1 protein-coding gene and 1 pseudogene are annotated in these 2,858 nt (G+C 66.8%); one reads left to right on the top strand and one right to left on the bottom strand.

What is annotated here, in order from left to right; genetic code table 11:
* Positions 1–83 precede the first annotated feature (83 nt).
* Positions 84–2,270 (top strand): annotated as a pseudogene (locus KAY22_RS27320) (NAD-dependent epimerase/dehydratase family protein); the annotation flags it as partial.
* A 460-nt stretch (positions 2,271–2,730) separates the two neighbouring features.
* On the opposite strand, the gene KAY22_RS28050 reads toward KAY22_RS27320, so the two are convergent.
* Positions 2,731–2,811 (bottom strand): hypothetical protein, encoded by an 81-nt coding sequence (locus KAY22_RS28050; RefSeq protein ID WP_366514185.1) that lies wholly within the window; start codon positions 2,809–2,811, stop codon positions 2,731–2,733.
* Positions 2,812–2,858 lie beyond the last annotated feature (47 nt).

The raw sequence follows: 2,858 nt of genomic DNA, 5'->3' as shown, positions 1-2,858 counted from the left end.
CGCCACACCCGTGCGACGGCAACAAGCCGCGCCAAGGCGGCGTTGCCGGGCATCGGAAGTGGAATGAGGAAGGACAGTCCGGCATGGCCGACCACCAAGCGCCAGCCAAACCTGTTGTGCTCATCACCGGGGCCACCGGCTTCATCGGCTCTGCGGTCGTCAGGCGTCTTGCTGACCCGTACACGATCGTGGCGCTCGACCGAGCAGGCCCCCCTGATCCGCCCGCGCCGGCTGAGGCCGTGGACTTCGACCTCGGGAGCGACGAGGGGGTCGCCGCCGCGCTTGCGGCCGTGCGCGACCGCTTCGGCCGCCGCATCGCCTCCGTCATCCATCTCGCCGCCTACTATGATGTGACGGGCGAGCCGAACCGGCTTTACGACGAGATTACGGTGCAGGGGACACGGCGGCTGATCGAGGGGCTGCAGGCTTTCGAGGTCGAGCAGTTCGTGTTCGCGAGCACAATGCTCGTCCACAAGGCAACCGACCGGCCCGACCAGACAATCAACGAGGACTCGCCGATCGAGCCGGCCTGGGCCTACCCGGAGTCGAAGGTGAAGACGGAAGCGATGCTGCGCGAGCAGCACAAGGACATCCCGGCCGTCTTCCTGCGCATCGCCGGTGTCTACGACGATGAGGGTCACCAGCCGTTCCTCGCCGAGCAGATCGCGCGGATCTACGAGCACCGGCTGATCGGCCACCTCTACCCGGGCATGCTGTGCGCCGGCCAATCGTTCGTCCACCTCGACGACCTGACCGAAGCCATCGCGCGTCTTGTCGACCGCCGGCGCGACCTGCCGCCGGAGCTGCCGCTGCTCATCGGCGAACCGGAGGCGCTTGGCTACGCCGAGGTTCAGGACATTATCGGCCGCACGCTTCACGGCGAGGATTGGGCAACCATCCGCATCCCGCGGCCGCTCGCCAAGCTCGGGGCGTGGGCGCAAAACGAGCTCCTCGACGAGGACAGCGCGATCAAGCCGTGGATGGTGGACGCCAGCAGCGACCACTACGTGCTCGACATCACGCGGGCCCGCACACTGCTGGGGTGGGAGCCGCGACATCAGCTACACGACGCGTTGCCGAAGATGGTGGAAGCGCTGAGGCGCGATCCGCAGGGCTGGTACAAGGCGAACAAACTCAATCCGGCGCTTGTAGCCTGGTATGGCAAGCGGCCCGCAGAGCGGATCGCCGCCGACGGCGCGGTGGCCCAAGACCACGCTGAGATGAGTCATCCTGGCGGGCCGCAGAGCGGCAAGAGCCACGCCGCGATGAATCATGCGCCGATCGGTCATGCCTCGCCCGATGATCCGCACGCGGGTCGTTCGGCGATGCCCGCGTTTGGTGATCACGGTGCGATGGCGCAGGGCGACGCGCACGCCGGCCACATGGCAATGATGGAACGCGACGACCGCCGCACCCGCTGGGCCCATTTCGCCGCTATCGGGCTTGGCGCTTGGCTGGCGGCGAGCCCGCTCGTCTACGATGCCACCACGAGCGAGGCGGTGAGCGCCGGCGTGCGCGCCGTCACCGCTGAGCGCGATCTGCCGTCCATCGAATGGCGCGCCAGTGCGCTCATGCTGAACGATCTGCTCACCGGCTTGGCAATCATGCTGTTCGGGGCGCTGTCGCTGTCGAAGCGCACCGCTTGGTTCGGGCAATGGGCAAACGCGTTCACCGGCGTCTGGCTGTTGTTCGTGCCGCTTCTCTTCTGGACCCCGAGCGCAGCGCACTACCTCAATACGATGATCGTCGGCGCGAGCGTCATCGCGCTCGCGGTGCTCGTGCCGATGATGCCCGGCATGAGCATGGCCGGCATGATGGACCCGAAGTCGATTCCGCCGGGATGGACCTACTCACCCTCGACTGACGCGCAGCGGCTGCCGATCGTCGTCATGGGGTTGATCGGCCTGCTCATCTCGCGCCACCTCACCGCCTACCAATTCGGCCATATCGACGAGGCTTGGGAGCCGTTCTTCATGGGCTCCCCCGCCGACCCTCGGAATGGGACGGAGGAGATCATCACGTCCGACGTATCGATGATGTGGCCGATCCCGGACGCGGGGCTGGGTGCGATCAGCTATCTGCTCGAGATCCTCATGGCGGTGATGGGCACGCGTGACCGCTGGCGCACGATGCCGTGGATGGTGACCTTCTTCGGCATCCTGGTGATCCCGCTCGGCGTCATCTCGATCTACTTCATCATCATCCAGCCGATCGTCATTGGCACCTGGAGCACACCGACGCTGATCGCCGGGCTCGCCATGCTCATCATGATCCCATTTGCCTTGGACGAGGTGATCGCGATGGGCCAGTTCCTCAACTGGGCCCGCTGCCAGGGCAAGCCGCTCATCCGCACCTTCTTCAAGGGCGATGCCGTCGATGGCGGCGGCGTCGACAGCTCGGATGCCATGGCGGGTCCGTCGGCCTTCTGGCGCGACACCACGCGCGGGATCACACTGCCGTGGACACTCGCGGCTTCGATGGCGATTGGTGTCTTCCTCATGCTGACGCGGCTGGTGTTCGGGACCACCGGCGCGATGGCGAACAGCGACCATGTCATCGGCGCCCTGGCCATCACCGTGTGCATTATCGCGACCGCTGAAGTGGCTCGCGCGCTGCGCTTCATCAACGCTGCCCTCGGCGCCTGGCTGGTTGCGGCACCGTGGTGGCTGGAGGGCCACGGGGCGCTCGCGGGCATCGTGAGCGTCGCGCTCGGCGTCGCGCTCATGGCGCTCAGCCTGCCGCGCGGCACACCCACTTACGCACCACCGGCCGGGACTTTTGAAACCGTCGGGCGACGGCACGTATACTCATCCCTCTGCGCACCGCAGACACCATCGCCCGGCGGATTTGCTCACGGC

Origin of the sequence: Rhizorhabdus sp., assembly GCF_018006725.1 — a bacterium.
GTDB lineage: Bacteria > Pseudomonadota > Alphaproteobacteria > Sphingomonadales > Sphingomonadaceae > Rhizorhabdus.
Note: the sequence above shows the minus strand (reverse complement) of the source record. Positions and strands in the feature narration are given on the sequence as shown.